The following is a 7,261-nucleotide window of genomic DNA, read 5'->3' as shown; positions in this document are numbered from 1 at the left end:
TCCTTGGAAATCCTCAGAAATCAACAAAGAAATGCCCATAGTAAACTACGGCTTCGTTCAACACAGTTTTAACCGCAATCTGGGATACCGACTTCCCAAGGTCTCTCTTTTTTGGCCAGATTGCGTTTAAAACTCTTTACGATGGGCGAAACTTACCTTGAAGACTTCTGGGTGGGTAGTTACTGTGTTTCGACCAACTACTCCAATGCCACCTCTCGGGTACATGACCGGGGTCTGGCATGGAAACAGATTGAAGCCAGCATTGCTATTCCGGGGATTTACCCTCCTGTGGTGATCGACAATCAGCTCCATGTAGACGGAGGAGTGGTGGACAATTTGCCCATAGAGACGATGTACAATTATCCGGTCAGACATATCATAGCCATATCGCTCACGCAACTCAAATCGCGGCCTGTGGACTTTGATGAAACGCCCTCGGCAGCTGCGATGCTTTGGGATAAAATTACCGGAAAGAAGAAATTCAGACTCCCGGGCATTACCTCCATCCTGGTCAATTCACTGACGCTAAACAGCCGCCAAAAACAGGAAATGACCAAATCCGGCGTCGCAATTTATCTGGAAATGGAGCTAAAAGGTATTGGGATGATGGACGACAGCCGATGGAAGGAAATTGTCCAAAAGGGCCACGATCAGATGAAAGCGATTTTGGAAAGCCTACCTAAGGAAGAACGATTCTGGCAGCCTCTTGAAAAAAAATCAATTGAATAAATTGGAATCGCCCGTAACATCCAACTAATCAAGAACTTTTTGCTATTTTCAAAGAATAGTCCAATAGAAAACATTTTTATGCAAAAAAATTTATTGGTTACGGCTTTTCTGGTTGTTCTGATCTTTTCTTTAGGGTCTTTTGCTTTTGCCCAAATCAACATTTCCAAAGGAATACCCACCATCACCAATTACACTTCCAAAGAATTCAAATATGCAGGACAACAAATCTGGAGCTTGGGTCAAGATGAAAAAGGGTTCATTTTCATTGGTACAAATCAGGGATTAATAAAATTTGACGGGACAGACACAGAACTGCTGATTTCGCCACTAAAGGGATTCAATACTAGTGTTCGCTCCCTTCATAAATCAAAGTCCGGAGTTTTGTACTATGGCTCTTTGGGGGATTTTGGATACGTCGGAGAGGATAAAGTGGGAAAATCCATTCAGGTATCGCTATCCAAATTAATTCCAGAGGATTTTTTGATCAATGATATTTGGTCTATTTCGGAACTGGATGATAAAATCTACTTCCAAGCCAGAGAGGGTATTTTGATTTATACCCCGGCAAGCGGTAATCAGGTGGGAAAAGTGGAAATCTGGAAACCTGATACCCAGTTTATGTATGCTTTTAGCGTCGGGGGAAGATTCTATGCCCATCAGATTGATTTGGGATTATACCAAGCCAAAAAAGGGGTGTTGGAACTCATCCCCGGTAGTGAGTTCCTTGGAGGGGATCGAGTTCAGGTACTTTTACCTTTCAGAAGCCCGGAGGAATTTTTGGTTGCGGGATTTTCAGGAGGATTTTTCCATTACGATGGAAAAGACTTCAAGCCTTTCAAAACCGAACTTGACGAATACCTGATAGGGAAAAGGCTTTACAAAGGAATAATGCTATCCTCAGATAAATATGCCTTGGGCATTGTAGGCGGGGGATTAGTCCAAATGGATTCCCAAGGAAAGCTTCTCAGCAACTTAACAACCAAAAATTCTCTGGTAGATGACAGTGTTTATTCTCTTTTATTAGATACCACAGGAACCCTTTGGGCAGGGACTAACAATGGGATTTCGAAAATCGAAATCTCTTCACCTCTGACACGATTTCTTTCCGAGGATTATGAGATTGGAAGCCTTCTTTCCCTGAAAAAATTAAAAGACAAATTATACATCGGAGGTTCAACCACGGTTTTATATCTGGATGATGCAGACGGAAAAATCAAAAAAGTAGATGGAATCCCCAATGCTCAAGTTTTTGACTTACAATTGGACGGAGACCAACTGCTTTCTTCCAATGTTGGAATATATACCATCCAAAATGGGACTGCCAAACAAATTCCTGGGACTGAAAAACTTCAGATTATTCGAATTTTGATTTCAGAAAAGCATCCAGGATATGTTTTCACGAGTGGTTCCTTCGGAATTTTTGTTTTCAAAAGAACAAAACCTCTCGGGTCCGATACGTACAAGTTTGAGCAGGTTGGCCTTTTAAACCAAATAGAGCGATACATATACACATTAGAGGAGGATGGGGAAGGTGAACTTTGGGCAGGAACCCAAGCCGGAAATCTGTTTCATATTAGCTGGGCAAAGACCGCATCTGGCAATTTGGATCTGCCTTCTACAAAAGTCCAACAATTTACAGATTCAGACGGTATCCCCGGTTTGGCAGGAAGGGTCTCCAAAGTTCAGGATAGAATTTACACTTCGGGAATTCAGGGTTTTTATTATTTCGATAAAAAAAGCAATGCCTTTGTCAGAGACTCGGTATTCAGCTTTTCCAATGAAGTGGCAAATATCAATATTGACAATTATGCGCTTCAAACTGACGAATTGGGGAGGGTTTTCATTGTATTTAAAGATGAAAGAAAGTTGGCTGTACCTCAGTCAGACGGCACCTATATCCTTCAGGATTATCCGATCAATCTTTTCACCGGAAACACAACTTCATCAATCTATTCCGAACCCGACGGAGTACTATGGCTGGGTACAGATGAAGGTCTTATTCGGATAAGCAATGAAAAATCACTACTTACTGAAGTTCCATTTCCTGTTTACTTTTCCCGTATCATTGCCAGTTCGGATACATTGAGGCATTCTTCTCAAGCCGAGGGTGCTGAAATTCATGAGATGGAATTCAAAAACAATTCTATCCGCTTTGCTTACACTGCTCCGTTTTTCATTCAGGAAAAACTGACCAAATACCAGACATATTTAGAAGGCTTTGATCAGGATTGGGGTAAGTGGGAGGAAACTAATTTTAGAGAGTTTACCAACCTTCCCCATGGCGACTATACCTTCCGCGTGAGAGCAAAAAATATTTACAACATAGTTTCCGACGAGATCACCTATAAATTTGTAATCCTTCCACCTTGGTATGCCACTTGGTGGGCCTATTTATTTTATTTCCTAGGATTGGGATTGCTAGTCTTTGGCTTGGTCAAATTTCAATCTGGCCGCCTGGTTGCCATCGAAAAAGAACGAGCAAGACAAAAAGAACTGGAGCATGCCCATGAAATCGAAGAAGCCTACCAAAATCTAAAATCCACGCAGGAGCAACTGCTCCAGCAGGAAAAACTTGCTTCGCTCGGTCAACTCACTGCGGGTATAGCACACGAAATCAAAAACCCCCTGAACTTTGTCAACAATTTCGCCGATCTCAGCATAGAACTCATCGATGAAATGCGTGATGAACTCGAAAATGATAATAAAACCGAAGCCTTGTCAATTTCTGAGGACATCAAAAGCAACTTGCTTAAAATCCATCAACACGGCACCCGGGCAGATAGCATTGTGAAATCCATGCTCCTTCACAGTCGAGGTGGAAGTGGAAAAATGGAACCCACAGACCTCAATGCCATGATTCAGGAATTTTCCAATCTCGCTTTTCACGGTATGCGTGCAAGCAAAAACCCAATCAATGTGGGCATCGAGCTGAAGTTGGACGAAAGCATCGTTAAAATCCCACTTTACACAGATGACTTCAGCCGCGTGATCCTCAATCTCTGCAACAATGCCTTTGACGCCATGCGAGAAAAAATTGAGATTGAAGAAAACAGCACAAAAAAGTACACTCCTGAATTAATCATTGTCACCAAAAGCTTAAAGGACGGCGTCGAGCTGATTTTTAATGACAACGGTCCCGGCATTCCGGAAGAAATTCAGGATAAGATTCTCCAGCCTTTCTTTACCACCAAAAAAGGGACAGAAGGCACCGGTCTTGGACTCAGCATTACACATGACATTGTCAAGCGTCACAGTGGAAACCTGACCATTCACTCCCAAATTGGAGTCGGAACCCAATTCACAATTTTTTTACCAAACCAAAATCCATAAGCTTATGAAGATTCTATTTGTAGACGATGAAAAAGATGTAGAGGCCTTGTTCCGTCAGAAGTTTCGAAAAGAAATCAAATCCGGCGAAATTGAACTGGCTTTTGCCTTTTCTGGCAAGGAGGCCTTAAACGTGCTGGGTGATGAAAATCCCCCAAAATTTGTCTACGTTTTTTCCGATATCAATATGCCGGGAATGAGCGGTTTGGAGTTGTTGGACCAAATAAAAACCCGTTTCCCAGCTATTCAGGTGAGTATGATCTCTGCCTATGGAGACAGCGAAAACTATGATCGCGCCATGAATTCGGGAGCCAAGGGCTTTTTTACCAAACCGGTGGATTTTGAACGACTGAAAAAGGAAATTGCCGAAATGGTCAAAAATCAATAAGGAGGCTTTCCCCCACTCAATTTCCAAAAAAGGAAAATTATGGACTCCCTGAAAGAGAAACTTTTGTCTGAAGCACTTCAAAAAGTCCTTGACATGACTGTCACGGATGATTTCCTTTTGGACACCATAGGCGATTATGTTGTTTCTGATGTAATGGGATTTGGCACGACCGTGGATGAGAAAATAACTGGACTTGAAGGTTTCAAAAAATTATTGGAAGATCAGCGGGAGCAATCCAGAGAAATAGCGATTCGATTTAACACAAGTTTGATCCACCAACGGATTTTTGCAAACGAAAATGCAGCCTATTTTTCTCATGACTTCATCATTACCATTAAAACCGAAAGCGATGAAAACGTACTTCCTTTGCGGTTTAGTACTGTCTTTGAATATCTTGATCAGAACTGGAAATTGGTTCATTGGCATGGCTCACAGGCTGTAGATTCGGAGAGAGACACTTGGCATAGAAATGAATTGGTCAAGAAAAATGAGGCCTTGCAAAAGCTGGTGGATGAAAAAACTGCTGACCTTATCCAAAAAAACGCTGAGCTCAAACAAGCAATTCTTACGCTGAAAGAAACCCAAACTCAACTTTTACAGCAAGAGAAACTCGCTTCTTTGGGGCAGCTGACCGCTGGCATTGCTCATGAAATCAAGAATCCGCTAAACTTTGTAAACAATTTCTCGGAACTCAGTCAGGATTTTATAGATGAGATTGCCGAAGAATTGGAAAAACTACAAGACAGCTCGGAAAAGGAAAACATTCAGGAACTTTTAGAGGATGTCAAATCCAATCTTGGGAAAATCCGGCATCATGGATCTCGGGCAGACAGTATCGTCAAGTCAATGCTGATGCATTCCAGAGGCGGCTCAGGAACTGTGGAGCCCACCGACCTCAATGCGCTGATTAAGGAATATTCAAATTTGGCCTTTCATGGAATGAGAGCCAGTCCCAATCCGATCAATGTAGAAATCCATTTGGATTTGGACGAAAATCTTGGGTTGATCACTTTAAACGCTGAGGACTTTAGTCGGGTGGTTCTCAATTTGATAAAAAACGCTTTTGATGCTATGCGCGACAAAATAAGTATGGTAGGATCAAATTATAAAGCTAAATTAGAAATCAGAACCAAGAACTTAACCAACAGAGTTTTGGTAGTGGTAGAAGACAATGGACCGGGTGTTCCGGAAGACATACGTGACAAACTTTTAATGCCTTTTTTTACAACCAAGAAAGGTACAGAGGGAACTGGATTAGGACTGAGTATCACCCATGATATTATCAAATCCCATCTAGGCACGTTGGAAATTGAATCGACGGTAGGGGTATTTACCAGATTCACAATAGAATTACCTATTAATAAAACCTAACTTTTTTCACATGAAAATTTTAATCGTAGATGATGAACAGGATGTAGAAATCATGTTTCTGCAAAAATTCAGAAGAGAAATTAAAAGCAAGCTATTGGAAGTAGAATTTGCTTTTTCGGGACAGGAAGCTTTGGAATATTTAGGACGGTCCGGATCGCCCGATGTCGTATACGTCTTTTCGGATATCAATATGCCAGGAATGAGCGGACTAGAACTTTTGGAAAATATTAAAAGCCGATTTCCCCATATACAGGTCAGTATGATCTCGGCCTATGGGGACAAGGAAAACTACAACAAAGCCATAAAATCTGGCGCAAAGGGCTTTTTTACCAAACCCGTAGATTTCGAATCCCTCAAAAATGAAATAGCAGAATTGCTTACCGACAAATAGAATGGCAAAAATCCTGGTAGTGGATGATGAGGAAGATTTGGAGATGCTCTTCCGCCAGAAGTACAGACAAAAAATTCGCTCGGGTGAGTACGAAATGTTTTTTGCGCTCAATGGCCAGCTTGCTCTTGACACCTTGAAGGAGCACCCTGACATGGACATGATCCTCAGCGATATCAACATGCCCGTGATGGATGGATTGACCCTGCTTTCTAACACCAAGGAACAAAATCCCTTGCTGAAAACTGTGATCATTTCGGCCTATGGCGACATGGAAAACATCCGAAAAGCGATGAATTTGGGGGCTTTTGACTTTGTGACTAAGCCTGTGGATTTTCAGGATTTGGAAATTACCGTGGAAAAAACGCTGAATTATATCAATCAGATCAAGTCCAACATCAAAGCAATCCGGGAAAACGATATCCTGAGAATGTATGTTGATGAGACCGTACTGAATTTCATGGGTGGCAAAGAAATTGAATCTGCCTTGATGGAAAATGAAACCATCGTTGGGACCGTCGCTTTCGTTGACCTTTGTGGGTTTACAAAAATTTCAGAAAATGAAGACCCAAATACCGTGGTGGGCTTGCTCAATGAGTATTTTGACCTGATGGTCCGGGAGATTATTGATGAAAAAGGAAGTGTGGATAAGTTCATCGGAGATGCGGTAATGGCCGTCTACCAAGGACCAAATCATCTGGAAAGAGCCATCTCCAGCTGCATTGCTATTCGGGACAAAATGGAGGCAATTCCCGAATATTCGGAAGCAACTCATTTCAAACCACAAGTGTCCATCGGCATCAACTCCGGGGAAATGGTTTCTGGAAATATCGGCTCAAAATCCCTAAAACGCCTGGATTACACTGTGATTGGAGATACGGTCAATGTTGCAGCACGCCTTCAGGCAAAAGCAAACCCAGGGCAGATTCTAATCATGGAACACTGTCAGACACAGATACCTGACAAATTTGCTTTTAATCGAATAGGGGAAATGGCCTTGAAAAATAAAGCAAATCCAGTCACAGTATATGAAGTGAGCAAGTAGAAACCTTTCTCAG

General features: G+C 41.9%; 6 protein-coding genes. All 6 read left to right on the top strand.

What is annotated here, in order from left to right:
* Nucleotides 1-141 precede the first annotated feature (141 nt).
* The gene (locus Q8M62_RS19990; RefSeq protein WP_304902624.1) at nt 142-729 is read left to right on the top strand and encodes a patatin-like phospholipase family protein; all 588 of its coding nucleotides are present in this window, start codon (nt 142-144) and stop codon (nt 727-729) included.
* A gap of 78 nt (nt 730-807) precedes the next feature.
* The gene (locus tag Q8M62_RS19985) at nt 808-4,059 is read left to right on the top strand and encodes an ATP-binding protein (protein ID WP_304902623.1); all 3,252 of its coding nucleotides are present in this window, start codon (nt 808-810) and stop codon (nt 4,057-4,059) included.
* Between the two features lie 4 nt (nt 4,060-4,063).
* Entirely contained in the window at nt 4,064-4,444 is a 381-nt protein-coding gene (locus Q8M62_RS19980) for a response regulator (protein ID WP_304902622.1), read from the top strand.
* A 39-nt stretch (nt 4,445-4,483) separates the two neighbouring features.
* Nucleotides 4,484-5,815: a sensor histidine kinase gene (locus Q8M62_RS19975; protein WP_304902621.1), complete on the top strand. Its 1,332-nt coding sequence runs from the start codon at nt 4,484-4,486 to the stop codon at nt 5,813-5,815.
* A 10-nt stretch (nt 5,816-5,825) separates the two neighbouring features.
* Complete coding sequence (locus Q8M62_RS19970) at nt 5,826-6,206, top strand: response regulator (protein WP_304902620.1); 381 nt, start codon at nt 5,826-5,828, stop codon at nt 6,204-6,206.
* Between the two features lies 1 nt (nt 6,207).
* On the top strand, nt 6,208-7,248 hold the full coding sequence (locus tag Q8M62_RS19965) for an adenylate/guanylate cyclase domain-containing protein (RefSeq protein WP_304902619.1): 1,041 nt from the start codon (nt 6,208-6,210) through the stop codon (nt 7,246-7,248).
* Nucleotides 7,249-7,261 lie beyond the last annotated feature (13 nt).

The organism is Algoriphagus sp. (assembly GCF_030694375.1).
In the GTDB taxonomy this organism is placed as follows: domain Bacteria; phylum Bacteroidota; class Bacteroidia; order Cytophagales; family Cyclobacteriaceae; genus Algoriphagus.
The sequence above is the reverse complement of the archived record's forward strand: the minus strand, read 5'-3'. Positions and strand labels throughout refer to the sequence as shown.